Origin of the sequence: Anaerotruncus sp. 80 (genome assembly GCF_009936115.1) — a bacterium.
GTDB classification, from domain to species: domain Bacteria; phylum Bacillota; class Clostridia; order Peptostreptococcales; family Anaerovoracaceae; genus Senimuribacter; species Senimuribacter intestinalis.
Map to the genome: position 1 here is coordinate 1 of NZ_QWES01000044.1, position 19,063 is coordinate 19,063.

Genomic DNA, 19,063 nt, shown 5'->3' on the forward strand with positions numbered 1-19,063 from the left:
AACTGCTCACGGTAACCCTTGCTTTTTGGTGCTAATATTGCACTTATTTTTGGACTTTTTCAATTACGGTTGACACAAAATTGTATCGATATAAAAACAACCTTTAATTTCCACTAACACAAACGCAAAGACGAGCGCTTCTGCGCTCGTCTTTTATTCCTACTGTCCTTAGATTAAAATTTCCTCAAATCGCTATGATATCTTTCTCGATTTCTCGCTGGGCTTTTTCTAAATCCCGTGCCAGCATTGCATTGATAATTTCTCGATGAATATTGTAATCCTCTTTCTGTAGTGCAAGGAGTCTTTCATTTTGGGAATATGCCACTTTAAAAACTAAATCCCGCACCATATCCTCAAGCTGCCGGTTTCCTCCGATTGCCGCAAGACCGATATGAAATTTGCTGTTGCTCTTGTTCGGTCCTTCCAAATAGACCTCAAGTCCTTGTATTTCCTCGTCTCTGGCGTTTTCTACAGCAGTCTGCACACTGAACTTTTCCAGATGTCTGCGCAGAGCCTGAATCTGATTCACTTCTTCATCGGTGAAATAGTTTACCATATAGCCTCTGCCCGGATAACTGATTACAAATCCTTTGCTGCATAAAATCTGCAGAGCGTCCCGGACCGGCGCTTTACTGACACCGTACGATGCGGCAATTTCTCCAACGTTGAGAAAAGTACGATAATCAAATCTGCCGAAGATTAAATCTTCTTCCAGCTGCTCATAAATCTGTTTTGCTTTTGTATCTGCCATAAATTATAATCCAAGTTCTTTCATTTCCGCTTCAATCTGCTTGAGTTCTTCGTTTCTCTTGGTTTTCTGTGTTGTGGTCTTGATGGTTGGTTTGTCGGATAGGAAGTACTTCTTCACCATCTTGTACGCTGGCATAGTGGCATTGATTTCAGCCATATCCAGATCAAGCTGCGCCTGCAAGTCATCCAGACTCATGCCCTTTTCATCAAGATAGGATTTATCGTAAACGATTTTTACCCAGAGTACCACATCGCTTGCCTTGTTTCTGGTAAATACCATGCTTTCTTCCACATAAGGCAGTACATTAATCAGATTCTCAATCTCCTCCGGATAGACATTCTTGCCATTTTTCATGACGATAACATTCTTCTTGCGTCCGCAGATGAACAGGTATCCCTCCTCGTCAAAATATGCAAGGTCACCAGTGTGAAGCCAGCCATCTACAATCATTTCATCAGTAGCTTCCTGATTATCGTAATAGCCCAGCATAACATTGTCGCCGCGAACGACAAGTTCTCCAATGCCCTCTTCGTTGACATCGACAATCTTTCCTTCTACGTTAGGCATCAGTTTACCGCAAGAACCCGGTTTCAGATAGCGATAAGTCTCGCTGGAAATGGTCGGCGATGTCTCCGTCAACCCATAGCCCTGTACTGTAAGAATACCGAAGTCATTGAGTCCCTTAGCAACTACCGGATCCAAAGCTGCTGCACCATTGATAATAAAGCGCATTCCTCCGCCCATCTGATCGATGATATCTTTAAACAGCTTCCGACGCACGTTGATTCCTACTTTTTCGGTCAAATCACAAATCTTCAGCGCCGTCTGCACCTTGCCACTCTTACCTTGTTTCTCTACGCCCTTCATAATCTTCTTGTACATGTTTTCAAGAAGCAGCGGCACACTCATAATAACGGATACGCCGTATTCCTTCATGTTTGCGCTTACATATTTCAATCCTTCGCAGAAACAGTTCTTCATGCCTTGGGACAGGAAAGTCAAAAGCCCACTCATACCGTAACAGTGATGCAAAGGCAGAATCATCATATTCACATCGTCAGGGAAAAACAGTTCTTCGCAGTTCATACCATAGTTACAGCTCATAAAATTTCGATGAGAAAGCATTACTGCTTTGGACTGCTCCGTCGTCCCCGATGTAAAAAGCAGATAATTCATTGCATCCGGATCAATTTCGGCTTCCAGATATCTAAAGTCACCGCCTTCTACCAGCGCACGACCTTTGTCCAGAAGATCCATCAGCAGCACACCTGTCTCTGACTGAAAATCCATGGCTACGATCATGGAAAGACCTGTAGATTTCTCCGCAAAGATTTCCTCAATCATCTTCGCACTTTTCTTATCATAAAAAATCGCTTCCGCCTTGCTTCGATTGAGGCAGCTTACGATTTCTTCTTTTTGTAGGGCTTTATCAAGGGGCACTGTAATACCCACGCCGCAGCTCACTGCAAAGTATGCAAGACACCAACTGTAGCTGTTCTCACCGATGACTGCAATGCGCTTATCCTTATAGCCACATTCGATCAGCGCTGTACCCAGATGCCCCATGGTCTCAAAGAGCTTTGCATAGGTGGTGTTGATATAGTTGACTTCTTTAGTTTCTTTGTTCTTGATTTTCGTCACAAACGCCACTTTATCCGCATACTTTTCTGCAGATGTTCTAAGCAAATCGCGCAGATCGCGAAACTCATGAAATTTCTTTTCTAGTTTATAATCCTTCATATTTTTTCCTTCTGTATAATAGCAAGTTCTTCTATATAATAGAATAGCACGTTCCAGAGACGGTGTCAAACGCTTCGCGCTACTCTTTTATGACAATTCCCAGCATCTTCGCCAGTTCCGCAGCCTGAAAAAAATTCACCTTTGCGCCTTTCAGCTCACCATTTTCACTAGATACCCTGATTCCCTCCAAAATACATGTAGTAAAATCAACATCCTTTAGTTTCGTTTTAAAAAACTCCGTTCCAATGCATTGATTCTTATCCATCTGTAGTTTTTTTAATTTACAGTTTGCAAAAAATGCCTCGGTCAAATCGCATGTAGCAATGGTGCACTGCTCCAGCTTTGTCTCTGTAAAATTCGCCATCGCCATAGCGCAGTCTGTAAAAAAGGTGCTGCTGATGCTGCACTGACTGAAGTCCGTGCCCACAAGCTGGCAATTATCAAACTCAGTGCTGTTAAACCAGCTTCCCGTAAAGCTGCATCCCGGCAGCTGGCAATTTTTGAACAGAGCAGTTTTAAAGTCTGCCCCCTTAAAGCGACATCGAATCAGCGTACAATTTTCAAAAATTACGGTATCGAAATTCAGTCCGCTAAAATCCTCTTCTTCAATATGCTCGCCACTGAACCGAACCTGCTCTATGTCCTGCTCCTCCTGCCTGCACCTCCATGCGCAAGAATAGAGATCGCTGTCAGCACTGGGCAGCTGAAGCAAATAGATATTTGATGATTTTTTCTGTGTCATTGGTAAACTCCTTTGCGTTCATTATACCACGATGATTCCGCTGAAAATAGAATCGGAAGTCATGATCCAATGAACGCTTCCTTGCGGCAACGCCGGTTTCATTCTTTGCGTTCATTATACCACAATTCCCCTCCCCTGTCTTCCTTATCGTACCGCCTTCCTGCCAAAGAACACATATCAAATAAGCGTAGCGATCCAGCACCATAGCTATGGTACGCTATATTTGTGTAATTTTTTATGGCACGATGCTGCTGAATACGGCTGCCGAGAAAAAAGGAGAAATTCCCTTGACGAGACTTCATCTTTGTGTTAGTATTTTCTATAACAAATTTTATAAAAAATAAACCGTTGACCGAGAGTAGTAGCAGGCAGAAGCTGTCTACAGAGAACTGCAGGTGGTGAGATTGCAGTGATATGCATGTCGTGTGAATGGACTTGGGAGGGCAACCTGAATCGCCTTTATCACTTAGGCGTAGTATGGAAGACGGGTTCGACCGTTATATCGAAGGACATATGGTAGTATGTTCAGAGTGCGCCTATCCGTGAGGATAAGCGAATTAGGGTGGTATCGCAGAAGCTGCAGCTTTTGTCCCTATCGGGGCGAAAGCTTTTTTGTTTGTCAAAAGTCTTTCTCCCCTTCCAAAACACGAAGAAAGATGAGGTACAAAACATGAAAATGAATGACACACAGTTTAGTTTAATGAAACAGCAGCTCCGCCGCATAACCACTTCTTCCGGAAATCTCTATCAGAAAAAATATAAGGACATCGACATTGACATTATGACATTTATGGACTGACCGAAATTTACGGTCCGGGAATCGGCATCAACTGCAACAGAGAAACTCCTATGCACTACTGGGACGATTATCTCTACATCGAAATCATTGATCCACAGACTGGCAAGAACGTACCTGACGGCGAAACCGGTGAAATTGTTATCACTACCCTTCGCAAAGAAGGCGCACCGCTGATTCGTTACAGAACCCACGATCTTTCAAGAATTGTACCGGAAAGCTGCAGCTGCGGCTTGAAATTTCCGAGAATTGACCGTATAATAGGAAGAAGTGATGATATGGTAAAAGTCAAGGGCGTCAATATTTATCCCGGTCAGGTAGAAGATATCCTGCGGGACATCCATGGCGTCAGCAGCGAATACCAGATTTCCATCGACCACATAAACGGCAAAGATGTCCTCACCCTCTCTGTTGAAACAGAAGAAGGAATTGATACTGCCGCCGCTGAAAGCTCCATTGGTTCTGCCTTTAAGTCAAAGGTCGGACTGGCGATCGAGCCAAAGGCCGTTGCTGTAGGCAGCCTGCCGCGCAGCGAAAAAAGACGAAGAGAATTTTTGACTACAGAAATAACTAATATTCAATACACATGAATAAAACGGAGGTTTACAAAACATGAAAAGAGTATTTTCCGGCGTTCAGCCGACCGGTAACATCCACCTTGGCAACTATCTTGGCGCTCTCCGCCAGTTTGTAGAACTGCAGGACGACCACGAGTGCCTCTACTGTATCGTTGACCTGCATGCCATCACGGTGCCACAGGATCCGAAAGTGCTGAAAGAACACATTCTAGACGTTGCCGCCCTGTATCTTGCAGTCGGCGTAGATCCAAAAAAATCCATCATTTTCGTGCAGTCCGATGTTTCTGGACATGCGGAGTTATCATGGGTTCTGACCTGCAATTCCTATACCGGCGAACTTTCCCGCATGACACAGTTTAAGGCAAAAAGCAAGAACAAGGAATCCGCACCGGCAGGGCTTTTCACCTACCCGCTCCTGATGGCTGCCGATATCCTGCTCTACGATGTTGACGTCGTGCCTGTAGGCAATGACCAGAAGCAGCACATTGAACTAACTCGCGATATCGCCATCAGAATCAACAATACCAAGAAAAAAACCTTCGTCGTACCGGAAGGTCGCTACATGAAAGAAGGCGCCCGCATCATGGCACTGGACGATCCGACCCAGAAAATGAGCAAATCCGCAGAAAATGTTCACAGCAGAATTTCCCTGCTGGATGATCCTGCTAAAATCAAGAAATCCATCATGAAAGCGACCACTGACTCAGAAGGCGTAGTGCGCTTTGATCCAGAAACAAAGCCTGGCATCAGCAATCTGATGAACATCTATTCTGTACTGTCCGGCAAATCTTTAGACGAAATCGAAAAGACCTACGAAGGCAAAGGTTACGGTGATTTCAAGAAAGACCTGGTGGAAATCGTGGTCGATGCTTTAGCACCGATTAAAGCCAGATACGAAGAAATCCGTTATTCAGAGGAACTGATTGAAATCCTAAAAGATGGCGCAGAAAGAGCTAAGGCAATTGCAAATCCTGTAATGCAGAGAGTCAAAGACAACTTCGGTCTGGGACTTTAATAAAAAAAGTTGTGCAGGAGGCGTTTTCCGCTTCAATGCACAACTTTTTTCTTGCTGCTTTACCCTGGTGTTCAAACCACATATCACGATCCACTGGACTGATAGCTTCGCACACCAAACCGCCATAAAAGCCACGCCGGCGCCATAAACCAGCATGCCAGAAGCGGCACAAATACAAAGAATCTCGAGGTTTCCTGTCCAATCAAATAGAGAAACGGATAATACTGCACCAGAGCATAGGGAATCACAAAAGTCGTAATCTGCAATATCTTTTTTCCATAAACACCCATGGGATATTTCCCGTATTCTCTGGCACCGTCAATAAAAATATTCATAAACTCCAGTCCTTCCAAGGTAAAAAAACTGAATGCCGCATAGATCAGAAACATGGCTGAAAATACCACAATACCACCTACAAGCATATTGATAATGGTAAGAACCTTTGTAATATCCCACGAAACGCCACCAGCTGAAATCCCATATACGAACATCACTACTGCCTGCAGCATCCTTCCCATACGCGTCAGTTCAAATTCACTTCCAAGCACCTGCAAGACTTCACTTTGCGGTCTAACCAGAACACGATCAAACTCCCCCGTTCGTACCATATCTGGAAACATATCAAAGCCTCTGGCGACCATTTCTGCCAAAGAAAACTCAAGCAGCAAAATAGAAAAGCACAAAAGCACCTGACTGTATGTAAAGCCTTCCACCGCTGAAAATCTTTTAAACATAAAAAGGATTCCCAAAAAAACGTTAAAAGATACCAAGAACTGCCCCACAGCTGTAAGGAGAAATGATGCCTTGTACTGCATGGCTGAGCGCACGCTGATGGACACATAATGCCCGTAAAGCCTGACTGCTTTTTTTATTTTCTTCATCGTTATCACCCTCCCTGCACCACGGCACTTTTTTCTGCCTTTCTGCACAAAATCTTTCCCATCAAGGTAATTACAACCAGCCAAAAGATCTGAAGACTGATAGCCTGTACCAGTTCAGTGCCATTAAGGCTTCCGCTGTAAATCCTCAGAGGAACGTTTTGCATAGCTGCAAAAGGTAGCATCTCCAGCACCTTCGCCAACTTCTCTGGAAAAAACGGAATGGGAATAATTGCACCGGCAAGAAAATCTATGGCAGAAGTAAAAACCATGCGAACACCTCGAGGCGATATGGTAAAAAAAGCAAGAACATAAATCAGCATACATACCGATACGGTCACTGCAAGTCCTAATACCATCGCTGCCAGAAACAACATAAAATACGGCAAACTGGCTGGCATGCACAGCCCGTAAGGCGCAGGCACAAATACCGCAATCAGCAAAATAGGAAAACACCGCAAAACTGCCCGCGACAGCCGATTTGCAACGCTTCTTGCAAACCACATATTATAGATGTCAACAGGTCTTGCCAATTCATAGGCAAGATTTCCCTTTCTGATTGCCTCAAAGATTTCCCCTTCTAACATCCAGACCGCAAAAAAAGCGAGAAACGCCTCCTGCAGCCACACATAGGAAATCGTCGCAGAGAGTGACATGGGAAAAGCTGCAGCGTCTGCCTCGTAAAAAGCGCTGAAAATCATAACTTCCATGAGTCCCCAAAAGAACTGGGTACAGACGCCTGCCAGGGCTGCTGCACGGTACTGCATACCCATGACAAAGCGCAGTTTGAAAAAAGATAAATACTTTTTCATCTTATCACCACCTTAAATATCATAGGCGTGATACAGCTGTGCAATGGTTTCGTCAATGTTAGCATTCCCTTTTTGGATATCTGCTAGGATTCCATCCATTAGGATTTTCCCCTTGCCGATGAGAATAATCCTTCCTGCTAAGGCCTCGATGTCCTGCATATCGTGGGTCGTTAAAATCACCGTGGTGCCATGTTCTTTATTCTGCCGTTTTATAAAATCTCTGACCGCCAGTTTTGACACAGCGTCAAGTCCGATAGTCGGTTCATCCAGAAACAATATACGAGGTCTGTGCAGAAGGGAGGCTGCAATCTCACAGCGCATCCGCTGCCCCAAAGAAAGCTGCCTTACCGGAGATCGCAAAAGCTGCGACAGATCTAAAAGTTCCGTCAGTTCTTCAAGACTCTGTTTGTATGTTGCGGCAGGAATGTCATAAATATCTTTCAGCAGAGAAAAAGAATCGATAACCGGCACGTCCCACCAGAGCTGTGAACGCTGTCCAAAAACAACGCCAATTTCGCGCACATGATCAATCCGATTCCGATACGGTACTCTACCGTCAACCAAAACCTTTCCACTGTCCGGCGTCAAAATACCACTGAGAATCTTAATGGTAGAACTTTTTCCTGCTCCATTTGGGCCGATATAGCCGACCATCTCCCCATCTGCTATAGTAAAATTGACATCATCCAGGGCATGCACTGTTTCATATTCTCTGCGAAAAAGCGCCTTGCAGGCTTCCTTCAAACCTGCGTTTCTTCGGGCAATCCGGTAGGTCTTGCTCACATGTTCCATAGTAATCATCGCACACTCCTTCCTGCTTCAATACAAAAACGTAGGATTATGATTATACCAAGGATAGTGATATCTGTCAATTAAAACTATTCTCGTAAATATCAAGGAACACTGTCACAAATCTTGCCTGCGCCTTTTCTTCTTCTGTTCCAGAAGTCACCTGCCAGCCATAGGCTTTATATAGCTGATAAGTGAAGCTTGTTAGCGGTGGCAACGAAAATTCATCACGAATTTTTGCAATACCTGCAAGTACTGTACAGATAAAAAAAACAGACAGCTTTCGCTGTCCATTTTGGTGCGCCAGACAGGAATCGAACCTGCGGCCTTCACATTCGGAGTGTGCTACTCTATCCCCTGAGCTACTGGCGCATAGTATAAATAGTATACCATATATTTCTATAAAAATCAAAACTAAATTTATTCAATGCAGATAACACTGTCTATTTTATGTTTATCAGCTATGAAAAATAATAACACGTTCATTCGTTTCTCGTGGACTTCTTTCCTAGTCCTTATTAATCTCTGTAAAGCCTTTTCCGCTGCCCCAAACAGTGTCCACATGAAGCACTGTTACAAACGCAGCCGGATCCACCGATGCCAAAAAACGTTTCAAAATCATGCTTTCCCGCGGTGAACATAAAACCACCAGTTCTTTTTTGGACTGACCGGTAAATTCTCCCACCGCAGTTCTGCTGGACACGCCCCGGTTCAAATCCCGCATCACAAAAGCAATCGTCTCATCCGGCTTTGTAGTAAGAATATTCACCTGTACAATTTTTGTTTCAAAGCCGTACATGATAAAGTCCACCATCTTGGAGGCAATGAACTGAGTTACCAGTGCATAAAGCGCAATATTGCGTCCAAAAATAAAAGCAGAAATTATAATAATTGCAGCGTCCAGTGCTAGAAGGATTTTACTTAAATCCACTTGCGGCATCAGTTTTTTCTTCAAAATTGTAGCGATAGATTCTGTACCGCAAAAAGCATAGCCTCGCCAAAAGACAATACCATTGCAGACGCCGGAAAACACCCCGCAGAAAATAGCTGCCAAAATAATATCCTTTTCCTCCAGCAGCTGAAAATCAAAAAGCTCCATGACAAACATCACAGCAGGATACAAAATAGTTACTGCAAGAACCTTCTTTGCCTCCTGAAGACCCAAGGTCACCAGCACTACAATCAGAATCAGAAATGCGCCCGCATAGTACGCCAGCGAAAAATTGATGTCTACATAATTTTGCAGAATCCGCACAAGACCCGTCAGACCTCCGCTGGTCAGTCCATTTGGAATCATCACAGCTGTTGTTGCAAAAGCGCCGACTGCACATGCAATCAGGAGAAATATAAAATTAATCAGTTTTTCTTTTACTGTTTCCTTCATATAAAAACCTCTCGAAAGTAGTATTGCCCAAAATATCTACGACTTTAACACTAATATGACTTCCCAGTGCGGTAATTTGTTCGCAGGTCGTCTCCAAACGCCCCTTTTCTCTGACAAAAACTGCCTGGGGTCTGTGCACGCCGTCATCTGGATTATAAGCAAAGTCCACGCTCCAACTGTCAACCATTTGCAGCGAATCCTCTGCCAATATCTTTTCAAGATTTGCCCGCGCCTTGTCTTCTACGACACCACTTAGCTTCCGTTCCTTTAATGAAATCAAACTGATGCACTGCCGCACCTTATCATCGGGAAGAAACTCCCTCTTCAAATTTAGCTGTACAGCCATATTTGATCCTTTAGCGGAAGCATTTCCTGCAAGACGGTAAACCTGAAAAGACGCCTCTTGCTCTATAAGACGATGGATCGTACTTTCACACGCTAAAGATCCCAGATCACAACCGATAAAACGTCTGCCCATCTTTTCTGCCACTGACGGAAGTGTCCCGCTGCCGCAGAAAAAATCCGCACACAAATCACCCTCACGAGTGCAGCTTTCAATCATTCGCTGAATCAGCTGTTCCGGTTTTTGGGTCGCATAACCAGTCCTCTCTTTGGACGTCCTTCCTACCATGTCAATGTTCCAGACGTCTTTCATGTTGACCATAGTATACCACCCTAGATCGTCTTCATACTCTCTGACACCTTTAAAACGATATGGTTTGTAGCCTCTGTTATAAGACTTTTCCTGCAATGGATAAAATTGATATCTACGGCTCTTTGCATAAACTAAAATCGTATCGTGCTTCCTAGAAAAATGCTTTTTACTGGTGCCTCCCGACTTGTAGTTCCAAATAATCTCATTGACAAAATTCTTTTCGCCGAAGATCTCATCCATAAGAATCTTGGCATAATGCACTACATGCCAATCAAGATGCAGCCACAAAAGCCCTGTATCTGCCAGAAGATCCCGCATCAAATAAAGTCTTGCCGTCAACATTTTCAAATAAGCAGAAATCCCCTGCTCCCACTTGTCATCGTAAGCATGATACTTGATGTTTTCATCGCCCGCTTTTATCACAGCATCATAATTTGACTTGGAATAAAAGGGAGGATCGATATAGATCATCTGCACTTTACCTGCCATCTCCTTCTGCAGAAGAAGGGATTTCATCACAGTCATATTATCCCCGCAGCAGATAAGACTTTCCATATCACTATGACTTCCGCAAACCTCCTCAGTCAAAACAAGCGGCTTATCTTCTGCCTTTTGATACGCCTTTTCGCCCTCTGCTATGATCTTTGTGAACTCTTTGATCAGACTCATATTTTCTGCCTCTGCCTCCCAAAAGCACACCGACCAGATCTTCCCGTCCGGCTTTTTTCAGTGCTTTCATTACTATGCCTCTATTCTCCGGTTTATGATAATGAATCAGCGCCCGCTGCATTTTTTTCTCTTCTAAATCCTTTGCAATGTAGACAGGCTCCATCATAAAAGGATCCATCTCTGTATAATACATGCAGGTTGCCAAAGTCGCAGGCGTCGGATAAAAGTCCTGCACCTGATCCGGTACAAACCCGTATTCCTTTAAAAACAGCGCCAGTTCCACCGCATCATCAAGAGTACTTCCTGGATGAGAACTGATCAGATAAGGAATCAGATACTGCTTTAGACCCAGCTGCTGATTGATTCTGCGGTACTTGTCCGCAAAAGCGATAAAAACCTCTTTTGCCGGTTTTCTCATATGGTAAAGCACTCTGTCTGTGATATGCTCCGGCGCTACCTTCAGCGTGCCGCTGACATGATATTTGCACAACTCCCGCAAGAAAGCATCGTCCTTATCTGCCATCACATAGTCATAGCGGATTCCTGAACGTATGAATACTTTCTTGACGCCGGGAATTTGGCGAATTGCCCGCAGCACCTCCAGATACTCCTTATGATCCACTTCCATATTTTTGCAGGGTCTCGGATACAAGCAGTCCTTGTCCTTGCATACGCCATATTCCAGCTGCTTCTTGCACGCCGGATATCGGAAATTGGCCGTGGGCCCGCCCACATCGTGAATATATCCCTTAAAGTCTGGCTTTTGCGTCAGTGCCCTTGCTTCCGCTACAAGGGATTCCTTACTCCTGCTTCTTACCTGTCTGCCCTGATGATACGTAAGCGCACAGAAACTGCAGCCGCCAAAGCATCCTCTTGCCGAAACCAGACTGAACTTAATCTCGGAAAAAGCGGGAATCCCGCCTGCCGCTTCATAGATAGGATGAATTTCATTTTCGTAAGGCAGTTCGTATACATCGTCGAGTTCCTGTCTGCTAAGAGGCGGCTGCGGTTTGTTCTGTATCACATACAGAGAATCCGCATACTTCTCGACAAGTCGCTTTCCATTGATATCATCGTTGTTTCTGTAAGCCATGGAAAAGCTCCTGCAGTAAGCTTCCTTTGAGCCCGTGATTTCCTCATAGGAAGGAAGTACCGCCGTATCTTCATCCTGCTCAAAGGATTTCGCCTTATAACAGGTGCCCTCGATCCATGTAATATCTTTGACATCAATCCCTGCTTCCAGCGCTTCTGCAATCTCAACTACGGCACGCTCGCCCATGCCGTAAATCAAAAGATCTGCCTTTGCATCCAGCAAGATAGATCTGCGAACTTTGTCGCTCCAATAATCGTAATGTCCCAGGCGGCGCAGACTGGCTTCGATGCCACCGATGATGACCGGCACATCTTTGTAGGCCTCTCTTGCCCTATTGCTGTAAACGATCACAGCCCGGTCAGGTCTGTTGCCGCTAATACCGCCCGGCGAATACTCATCGACCTTCCGTTTTCGCTTAAAGACAGAATAATTGTTCACCATAGAATCTACAACACCGCCATTGATTAAAAATCCCAGACGAGGTCTTCCGAAACGCCTAAAATCCTCAGCGCTTTTATAATCCGGCTGAGGCAAAATCGCCACCTTATATCCATGACTTTCTAAAAGACGACCGATGATTGCAGTTCCAAACGAATGATGATCCACATAAGCATCTCCGCTGACCAGAACAAAGTCTACCTGGCTCCAGCCTCTATCCTCTATCTCTTTTTTCGTAACTGGTAAAAACATACTCCGTCCTCACTGTTTCAATAATATCTCCTGTAATTCTGGCAGTCAATCCCCAGATCACTCTGCCGTCAATATCATAGATTGGAATATCCCAGCGTCCTACACGCCACGAGTAATCTCTGTCTATACCTATCTGCTCATAAGGAAAATCCTCGTCGATGGCAGTATAAACCTTCTCGGAAAAAACCTTAGGCTGAATGCGTTCAAAATCCGATACGCGTACCAAAAAAATTTCATCTACCTCGTCCTTCTGCAGCTTTGCACATAGATAATCCGCATACTGCACAACGCCTAAATAAGTATACAGCGTGTAGTTGGCATAACCGTAAAGTATATTTCCCGGTCCAATAAGCGTGACCTTGTCCTTGGGAATACCGATTTCCTCAAAGGTTTCCCGCAGCGCACAGTCCTTTGGATCTTCTCCATCTTCCACGTGCCCGCCGGGGAAACAAATCTCACCAGGCTGTGATGCCATGTTCTTTGCCCGCACCTCGTAAAGGATGTAAAGCTGTCCATCTTTTTCTACAAAAGGAACCAGCACTGAGAAATATCGATGATCGCCAATAGCAGCAGGCTTTCTTCGTTCAAAAGTTTTCTTGATATCAGTCAACGTCAACTGCATTTCATACCCCCATGAAAAAAATAAGGGCGGATAACCGCCCTTTCTTTGAGAAATTAGTTAAGAATCTCGTATTCTGAGAAGTCTACGCCGATCATCTCTTCCTTTTCGGCACTGAGGCTCACTACAAAGTTCATGCCGTAATTCTTGGAAATGTTCTTCAGTCTGGTTAAGAACTCAGGAATATCTCCCAGGGAGAAGTCTGCATGCTTCAGAATGCTGTCGATGAAAATAGTCTCGATATCGTGGTCAGAGCTGATGATTCCATAGATGAAACCTATGTACTCGTCACAGTTAGTAATATGTTCATATTCCTCCATGCATACAACTCTGATTCTATATTTCAAATCGTACATTAATCTTGAATTCTTATTGATAAAGATAATGCTTCCGTTGCTGTTCTCAATCTGTTCGTTAGCAAGATCAATCATCTGCTTCGTCTTGCCTGTTCCTTTATGTCCAATTAATAATTTAACCATTATTATTGTCCTCCCGTTCTTTTGTTATTAGTGTTATTATACACTACCAGCGCAGTACATTCAATGTTTTTTTTAACGAAAAACACGTCAAAATACAGGAAAAAACAGAGCCTGCACCAGAGGAAGTTCTCATGGACAGACTCCATTTGTAATTGATTATACCAGTCCGATGTAAGGCGCAGCAGAAATAATAATCGCTGCTGCAATCAGAAGCGGCCCGGAAATTTTCAGCTGCTGTTTCAGGAATACGTTGTATGGAACACCAGCCATTTCGATAATACCCATATTAGTTGCTTCAGGATACCAACTGCATACAAAGTTTACACCGCAGGTAAATGCAGACATCAGGATAACCTGACCACCGGTAGAACCCGCCGCTGTGCCTGCAAACAGCGCAAATGCCAACGCACCAAAGATTGGCATAGTGATGCCGGAAACACCGCTTGTAGACTGCAGGAACAGTGCAATGCAAACATATACCAGCACTGCCGCGATAGCAAATGCCCAAAGAGGCACGCCGGACAGGACGCTCTGAATCCAGTGAATAAAAGTAATACTCATGCCGGATTCTTTGGAACCCATGAAAATGGAAATACCTCTTGCTGCAGAAAGTACCAGAACAACGCCCATAAGATCCTTGCAGCCCTCAATAAAAGTGCTTACCCAGTCGTGAAGATTCATTCTATTAATCAATCCAATAGCTACAGCACCAAGAAGCCATGCTACAGAAAATTCATCAAAGTACCACCAGCCGAATGGTGTAAAGTTATCTGTGCCTACCAAATTACCCAGGAAAGTTCCACTCAACTTAGTCTGTAAAATATTCACATATTCAAACATAGTTTGATTTCCCACAGGAATGGAGTCCCAAGGAACATATCCGAGCACACAAGCTAAAATTACAATGCCAAATGCAACTAAAGATGCTTTCTGACGTCCTGTCATAACTGCTTCTTCAGAAGCCGGTGCATCGCTGCTTTCAGAAGTAATTTGGGTATTCACACCTTCAATTCCTGAAAGAGCCGATTTGTTCGGGTCTTTCTTTACCATACTTGCATAGCGGGTAACAGAGAAGATACCGATTGCCAGCAGTACAACCAGAAGCACCAGACGAAGCAGGATACCAGAGCCTAAAGATAGCTCATCATTGCCGATTGCCGCAACTGCAGCACCGACCGCATATGGATTTACAACGTCAGCCATATTACCGCAGACAGCACCAATCAGAATAACCTGAATACCAGTCAAAGCATCATAGCCAGCTCTAATAAACAATGGAATAATTACAATTGCAAATGCCGGAAGTTCTTCCCAGGAACCATATATAGTTCCCATCAGTGCAAATACAATCATCAGAATTGCAATCAGGGTATTTCCCTTAAACTTTCTAATCAGTACGCCGATACCTGCATCCATAGCGCCGCTCTTATTGAGCACAGCCAGTAAACCGCCGGACACCAGAATTGCCATTGCCACATCAGCAGCATTGGCAAAGCCTTTAATTGGAGCCAGGAAGAAGTCCCAGAAACCAACAGGGTCAGTTCCTGCATTTTCTATGACATTACCTTCATCGTCAAAGGCTGCATTATAGATAATCTCGCTGTTTCCCGCCTCATCACTCACTACAACAGAGGTAGGCACAAACCAGGTTAAAATGCCTACAATAAACAAAAACATCATGACGATGATAAGTGCAGGCGGCATTTTGAATTTTTTCATGATAATACCTCGCTTCTTAAATTTTTCATATTATTTATTTTGCAAGCTGGTAAATTGCCTCTACCATAATCTGCAGCCAGATTTCCAAATGCTTCAATTCGAGACATTCGTTCGCCTGGTGCATGGTATTAATCTGGTCAGGCAATAAGCAGCCAAACGCAACACAATTGTCGATGGTTCTAGAATACGTCGCACCACCGGAATACATCGGCTGACTTTCTCTGTCGCCGGTTACTGTTCGGTAAGCTTCCATCAGGGTAGAAACCAGTTTAGAGTCTTTCGGCACATATAGAGAATTTTCTTTCGATGCGACTGCAAAAGTATAACCGGTTCCCTGCAGCTTTTCCTGTACTTTTTCTTCGATTTTCTGTACCGGCGTTCTGACAGGGATTCTACTGTCACACCAGAACGTCAGCATGCCATCTTTTACAAACACCTTTCCGATGTTCAAAGTCAGTCTGCCGCCGTCTTCGTCTTCTTCTGCAATCCCCATCTTTTCACCGAACAGACAGGTACCGAAGTGCTGCTGATAGAATGTGACGACCTCTTTCAGTTCACCGCTAATCGGCATTCTGGAAAGCAGTTCCATCAGGTAGCTGACTGCATTGACCCCTTCCTCCAGATGGGCAGCATGTGCGCCAACGCCTTTTGCAGTCAGTTTTAATTCGCCGTTTTCCATTTCATACGCAAACATTGCCGAATTCTCACTTTCTGCAATGGCTGCTTTCAGTGCGTCTTCCAGTGCTGCAGGCAGCACGATTTCCGCAGAAGAAGGCACAGAATTAAATGCGCCGCCGCCTTGGATGCGAAGATGCTCTGTTACCGGTCTGGTCAGCGTATACTGCAGCATGCCCATTTCCGCATAGGTCAGCGGAAATTCCGCGTCAGGGGAAAATGCTACAGTCGGCAGTTCCGGTTTTACCTGATGCAGATAATAATCCATGCATGCCCAGTTGGTTTCTTCGTTGGTGCCCAAAATCACGCGAATTCTCCGTTTCAGCGGAATCCCCGCGTCTTTGAGAAGCTTCATCGCATACAGGCAGGTCACCAGCGGACCTTTGTCATCCAGCGTCCCCCTGCCAAAAATTTTACCGTCTGCAATTTCACCACCCCACGGGTCAAAATCCCAGCCGTCACCGGCAGGCACTACATCTACATGTCCCAGAATTCCAACCATTTCTTCGCCTTCACCCATTTCGATATGACCGACATAGTTATCAAAGTTCTCCGTGCGGAATCCCATCTTTTCGCCTAATTCCAATGCTGCCTGCAATGCCCTGGCAGGACCCTCGCCAAAAGGCATACCCGGTTTTGCTTCTCCCTCTACGCTGTTAATCTGACATAAAGCAGAAATATCCTTTGCTAAAGGCTCCATAACAGATTGCATTTCTTTCGTTAAATCCATAGTCTAATCTCCTCTTTGATTGATGATGATATGATGTTAGTAATAATATACCACAAGGGTTCATACACTAAAGTCGAATTTTGGAAGTTCGTTTGGAATTTTTTGGGCAAATCGTAAAATATCAGAGTATTTCCAATCACGCCCGATTTTTTCGTTTAAAAAATCTCTGTCACACAGAAGGTTTCGCCTTCTGCGCTGTCTTCCCGCATCATGTAGACGATCTCTGCGTCTGTCGAATCCCTGTTTCTATTGCTGCTTTCCAAGGCGCAGCTGACCGCACGCCGCGTCAATATCAGCCCCCAGTTCTCTGCGCACCGTCGCCGCAATTCCCCTGTGTTCCAAAATTTCCTGAAACTCCGCAGCGCGTTTTCTGCTGACGGTATCAAATCCGGCGCCTTCCACCCGGTTCAGTGGAATCAGATTTACATGGCAAAGCATGCCGTGAAGCAGTCTGCAAAGTCTTTCCGCATCTTCATCTCTGTCATTGACCCCATTGACCAGCGTATACTCAAAGGTAATGCGTCTGCCGGTCTTTTCTGTATAAGCCTTGCTGGCAGCCAGCAGCATCTCCAACGGATAACGGTGATTAATCGGCATCATAGAACCTCGAATCGCATCGGTAGTGCCGTGCAGAGAAATCGCCAAATTTACCTGGGGAAAATCTGCTGCAAACTGTTCCATGACTGGCACCAATCCACAGGTGGACACCGTGATATTGCGCATGCCGATGTTCAGTCCATTCTGGTCGTTGACAATGCGCAGGAATGCCGCTACGTTTTCGTAATTATCGAAAGGCTCCCCTGTACCCATCACTACAATATGACCAATTTTTTCTCCGGTATCCCGTTCCGCTTCTAAAAGCTGCGATACCATTTCTCCCGGCGTTAAATTTCTGGAAAGACCGTTTCTCGTGGATGCGCAGAACTTGCATCCCATCCTGCAGCCAGCCTGGGAGGATACACAGATAGAGTTTCCATATTTATACTGCATAAATACGCTTTCAATGGTATTGCCATCAGGCAGCTGAAACAAATATTTCCGAGTGCCATCCTTTTTTGACTTCTGTATCTCTAGTGGCTGCACCGTGCCGATGCTGCAATGCTGTGCCAAAAGTTCTCGCAGGATTTTGGGTATATTTTTCATGGCGTCAAAATCAGAAATGCCTTTGTAAATCCACTGGAAAATCTGTTTTGCCCGAAATTTCGGCTGTCCCAGACGCAGCATCAGTGCTTCCATCTCATGCAATTCTAAACTCCGCAGATCTACCATCCCGTACCTCCTGTCTGTGTCTTGCCTTTTTTGTAATACTCATATCTTATCCCGTTGCTCCTTTTCTGTCAATAGAAAAATACGGATTGTGCGGCGGTTTGTCAGTCCGTTTTGACACGCCTTTTGCCTCCGAAAGAGAAAAGACAGACTACAGGCAAACTGCATTCTGTCCTTTCCCAGTGCAATATGTAATTAATGATGACTTCTAATCCACTCCCTTTTATTATAGTATAAATGATTATCCTATAAAAAACAAGTGATTTTTATAACTTAAATGTTTTATTTAAAATCCAATTTCACTTTTTTCCTGCTTTACACCCGTAAATGCTGCACCCAAGAAACAGCTGATGTCCGTCCAAAGACAAAGCCTACTCCACCAGCCTTGCTCCCTAATTTTGCTGCATCAGTCAGACAGGAATACCCTGTCCCACTGACAAAGGATGCGACTCCAATTATATTATAATTAGGTTTCTCGTAAACCCCAATTCAAATGAGATGAAAGAACGCAGCGGTACTTACAATTAAAAGCGGTGTCCCCACAATAAACCAAAAGTAATCAATATACTTTCCAAAACTACTGCTCCAACTCTTGTTCTTATACCTATAAATCATGCTACTTAAAAGCATACACTGAGTTATTATACATAGTAATAATGTAATATTTATTTTTTCCATATCATTATCCTTTTATTTAATACATCTCAGTTTTATTGTCTGTCCTTTATATTGTCTTCCTTCAACCCATCTACCGCCTTGATGCTTGTAATATGCCCACACTTCATAAGTTACTGTAACCTGTGTATATTTATATCCCATTACATCTGCAATTGTAGCAAATCCTGATACTATCCAAGATACATTACCTAAAACAGGTATAAATTCACTTCCTAATTTTTTTACTATATTCCGAGCCAAAATAAATTTTGGCTCGGAACAAAATTTTAACCTTTATACTTAATCCTACGTCAAATCCTTTATGA

17 protein-coding genes, 1 tRNA gene, 1 pseudogene and 1 other annotated feature are annotated in these 19,063 nt (G+C 44.2%); of the genes and pseudogenes, 3 read left to right on the plus strand and 16 right to left on the minus strand.

Annotated elements, in window-relative coordinates:
• Positions 1-184 precede the first annotated feature (184 nt).
• The 3 genes from D1155_RS14925 to D1155_RS14935 form a co-directional block, all read right to left on the minus strand.
• Positions 185-751 carry a GntR family transcriptional regulator gene (locus D1155_RS14925; RefSeq protein WP_160203208.1) on the minus strand — a complete coding sequence of 189 codons (567 nt, stop codon included), beginning with the start codon at positions 749-751 and terminating at the stop codon, positions 185-187.
• Between the two features lie 3 nt (positions 752-754).
• A complete protein-coding gene (locus D1155_RS14930; RefSeq protein ID WP_160203209.1) occupies positions 755-2,491 on the minus strand; it encodes an AMP-binding protein in 1,737 nt (578 codons plus the stop codon).
• 79 nt (positions 2,492-2,570) lie between these two features.
• Positions 2,571-3,233, minus strand: a complete 663-nt coding sequence (locus tag D1155_RS14935) for a pentapeptide repeat-containing protein (RefSeq protein ID WP_160203210.1) — start codon at positions 3,231-3,233, stop codon at positions 2,571-2,573.
• A 339-nt stretch (positions 3,234-3,572) separates the two neighbouring features.
• Positions 3,573-3,830, plus strand: a binding site (T-box leader).
• Between the two features lie 73 nt (positions 3,831-3,903).
• Between D1155_RS14935 and D1155_RS16050 the strand changes: the two genes are divergently transcribed.
• The 3 genes and pseudogenes from D1155_RS16050 to trpS all read left to right on the plus strand — a co-directional run bounded on the left by D1155_RS16050 (position 3,904) and on the right by trpS (position 5,622).
• Positions 3,904-4,032, plus strand: a complete 129-nt coding sequence (locus D1155_RS16050; protein WP_279261937.1) for a hypothetical protein — start codon at positions 3,904-3,906, stop codon at positions 4,030-4,032.
• Positions 4,014-4,619 (plus strand): annotated as a pseudogene (locus D1155_RS14940) (phenylacetate--CoA ligase family protein); the annotation flags it as partial. The gene D1155_RS16050 and the pseudogene D1155_RS14940, both read left to right, overlap by 19 nt.
• Before the next feature lie 22 nt (positions 4,620-4,641).
• Complete coding sequence (gene trpS / locus D1155_RS14945; protein WP_160203212.1) at positions 4,642-5,622, plus strand: tryptophan--tRNA ligase; 981 nt, start codon at positions 4,642-4,644, stop codon at positions 5,620-5,622.
• Positions 5,623-5,705: 83 nt separating this feature from the next.
• Here trpS and D1155_RS14950 read toward each other — a convergent pair whose 3' ends face one another.
• From D1155_RS14950 to rlmN, 13 genes are all read right to left on the minus strand, one after another.
• Positions 5,706-6,503, minus strand: a complete 798-nt coding sequence (locus D1155_RS14950) for an ABC-2 family transporter protein (protein WP_160203213.1) — start codon at positions 6,501-6,503, stop codon at positions 5,706-5,708.
• Between the two features lie 5 nt (positions 6,504-6,508).
• Complete coding sequence (locus tag D1155_RS14955) at positions 6,509-7,312, minus strand: ABC-2 family transporter protein (protein ID WP_160203214.1); 804 nt, start codon at positions 7,310-7,312, stop codon at positions 6,509-6,511.
• A 12-nt stretch (positions 7,313-7,324) separates the two neighbouring features.
• Positions 7,325-8,113: an ATP-binding cassette domain-containing protein gene (locus D1155_RS14960; RefSeq protein ID WP_160203215.1), complete on the minus strand. Its 789-nt coding sequence runs from the start codon at positions 8,111-8,113 to the stop codon at positions 7,325-7,327.
• Positions 8,114-8,180: 67 nt separating this feature from the next.
• The gene (locus D1155_RS14965; RefSeq protein WP_160203216.1) at positions 8,181-8,318 is read right to left on the minus strand and encodes a hypothetical protein; all 138 of its coding nucleotides are present in this window, start codon (positions 8,316-8,318) and stop codon (positions 8,181-8,183) included.
• Between the two features lie 79 nt (positions 8,319-8,397).
• Positions 8,398-8,473, minus strand: a tRNA-Arg gene (locus D1155_RS14970).
• Positions 8,474-8,609: 136 nt separating this feature from the next.
• Positions 8,610-9,485: a YitT family protein gene (locus D1155_RS14975; RefSeq protein ID WP_160203217.1), complete on the minus strand. Its 876-nt coding sequence runs from the start codon at positions 9,483-9,485 to the stop codon at positions 8,610-8,612.
• Entirely contained in the window at positions 9,454-10,809 is a 1,356-nt protein-coding gene (locus D1155_RS14980) for a site-specific DNA-methyltransferase (RefSeq protein WP_160203218.1), read from the minus strand. The genes D1155_RS14975 and D1155_RS14980 overlap by 32 nt, the downstream gene beginning before the upstream one ends.
• The gene (locus D1155_RS14985) at positions 10,739-12,592 is read right to left on the minus strand and encodes a YgiQ family radical SAM protein (protein WP_160203219.1); all 1,854 of its coding nucleotides are present in this window, start codon (positions 12,590-12,592) and stop codon (positions 10,739-10,741) included. The genes D1155_RS14980 and D1155_RS14985 overlap by 71 nt, the downstream gene beginning before the upstream one ends.
• Positions 12,555-13,214 (minus strand): CoA pyrophosphatase, encoded by a 660-nt coding sequence (locus D1155_RS14990; protein WP_160203220.1) that lies wholly within the window; start codon positions 13,212-13,214, stop codon positions 12,555-12,557. The genes D1155_RS14985 and D1155_RS14990 overlap by 38 nt, the downstream gene beginning before the upstream one ends.
• Before the next feature lie 53 nt (positions 13,215-13,267).
• On the minus strand, positions 13,268-13,690 hold the full coding sequence (locus tag D1155_RS14995) for a hypothetical protein (RefSeq protein WP_160203221.1): 423 nt from the start codon (positions 13,688-13,690) through the stop codon (positions 13,268-13,270).
• A gap of 156 nt (positions 13,691-13,846) precedes the next feature.
• Complete coding sequence (locus D1155_RS15000) at positions 13,847-15,409, minus strand: YfcC family protein (protein WP_160203222.1); 1,563 nt, start codon at positions 15,407-15,409, stop codon at positions 13,847-13,849.
• Positions 15,410-15,443: 34 nt separating this feature from the next.
• On the minus strand, positions 15,444-16,814 hold the full coding sequence (gene pepV, locus D1155_RS15005) for a dipeptidase PepV (RefSeq protein WP_160203223.1): 1,371 nt from the start codon (positions 16,812-16,814) through the stop codon (positions 15,444-15,446).
• 246 nt (positions 16,815-17,060) lie between these two features.
• Positions 17,061-18,083: a 23S rRNA (adenine(2503)-C(2))-methyltransferase RlmN gene (gene rlmN, locus D1155_RS15010; protein ID WP_160203224.1), complete on the minus strand. Its 1,023-nt coding sequence runs from the start codon at positions 18,081-18,083 to the stop codon at positions 17,061-17,063.
• Positions 18,084-19,063 lie beyond the last annotated feature (980 nt).

What these genes read in the sequence shown, in the direction of transcription:
- D1155_RS14925 (WP_160203208.1), bottom strand. Translation starts at nt 751, where the DNA reads ATGGCAGATACAAAAGCAAAACAGATTTATGAGCAGCTGGAAGAAGAT.
- D1155_RS14930 (WP_160203209.1), bottom strand. Translation starts at nt 2,491, where the DNA reads ATGAAGGATTATAAACTAGAAAAGAAATTTCATGAGTTTCGCGATCTG.
- D1155_RS14935 (WP_160203210.1), bottom strand. Translation starts at nt 3,233, where the DNA reads ATGACACAGAAAAAATCATCAAATATCTATTTGCTTCAGCTGCCCAGT.
- D1155_RS16050 (WP_279261937.1), top strand. Translation starts at nt 3,904, where the DNA reads ATGAAAATGAATGACACACAGTTTAGTTTAATGAAACAGCAGCTCCGC.
- trpS (WP_160203212.1), top strand. Translation starts at nt 4,642, where the DNA reads ATGAAAAGAGTATTTTCCGGCGTTCAGCCGACCGGTAACATCCACCTT.
- D1155_RS14950 (WP_160203213.1), bottom strand. Translation starts at nt 6,503, where the DNA reads ATGAAGAAAATAAAAAAAGCAGTCAGGCTTTACGGGCATTATGTGTCC.
- D1155_RS14955 (WP_160203214.1), bottom strand. Translation starts at nt 7,312, where the DNA reads ATGAAAAAGTATTTATCTTTTTTCAAACTGCGCTTTGTCATGGGTATG.
- D1155_RS14960 (WP_160203215.1), bottom strand. Translation starts at nt 8,113, where the DNA reads ATGATTACTATGGAACATGTGAGCAAGACCTACCGGATTGCCCGAAGA.
- D1155_RS14975 (WP_160203217.1), bottom strand. Translation starts at nt 9,485, where the DNA reads ATGAAGGAAACAGTAAAAGAAAAACTGATTAATTTTATATTTCTCCTG.
- D1155_RS14980 (WP_160203218.1), bottom strand. Translation starts at nt 10,809, where the DNA reads ATGAGTCTGATCAAAGAGTTCACAAAGATCATAGCAGAGGGCGAAAAG.
- D1155_RS14985 (WP_160203219.1), bottom strand. Translation starts at nt 12,592, where the DNA reads ATGTTTTTACCAGTTACGAAAAAAGAGATAGAGGATAGAGGCTGGAGC.
- D1155_RS14990 (WP_160203220.1), bottom strand. Translation starts at nt 13,214, where the DNA reads ATGCAGTTGACGTTGACTGATATCAAGAAAACTTTTGAACGAAGAAAG.
- D1155_RS14995 (WP_160203221.1), bottom strand. Translation starts at nt 13,690, where the DNA reads ATGGTTAAATTATTAATTGGACATAAAGGAACAGGCAAGACGAAGCAG.
- D1155_RS15000 (WP_160203222.1), bottom strand. Translation starts at nt 15,409, where the DNA reads ATGAAAAAATTCAAAATGCCGCCTGCACTTATCATCGTCATGATGTTT.
- pepV (WP_160203223.1), bottom strand. Translation starts at nt 16,814, where the DNA reads ATGGATTTAACGAAAGAAATGCAATCTGTTATGGAGCCTTTAGCAAAG.
- rlmN (WP_160203224.1), bottom strand. Translation starts at nt 18,083, where the DNA reads ATGGTAGATCTGCGGAGTTTAGAATTGCATGAGATGGAAGCACTGATG.